1 protein-coding gene is annotated in these 281 nt (G+C 37.0%); it reads left to right on the top strand.

Going from position 1 to position 281, the window contains the following annotated elements; translation table 11 throughout:
• A partial coding sequence (locus AAEY57_RS19730; protein WP_350608636.1) for a helix-turn-helix domain-containing protein occupies positions 1 to 281 on the top strand: 281 nt, incomplete at both ends.

Genomic DNA, 281 nt, shown 5'->3' with positions numbered 1-281 from the left:
AAGAAGAACCAGCCAGCCTAAAACCAACATCATCAATCATAATAATTTTCAATTACACAAAGACGATTACGATGCCCGCCTAAACGGCAAAAGCATTGGCTTTACCGCCGTCGAGTTTAAAATATTTTTATTATTTATAAGCCACGTAGGTCGTGTTTTTACCCGCGAAGATATTATTAATAACGTATACAGCGACACAACCGACATATCCGACCGCAACATTGATACACACATTAAAAATATACGAAAAAAGATTAACGACATTCAAGCAGGACTAAACC

The organism is Pseudoalteromonas sp. MER144-MNA-CIBAN-0113, assembly GCF_040308965.1.
Taxonomy (GTDB): domain Bacteria; phylum Pseudomonadota; class Gammaproteobacteria; order Enterobacterales; family Alteromonadaceae; genus Pseudoalteromonas; species Pseudoalteromonas tetraodonis.
The sequence above is the reverse complement of the archived record's forward strand: the minus strand, read 5'-3'. Positions and strand labels throughout refer to the sequence as shown.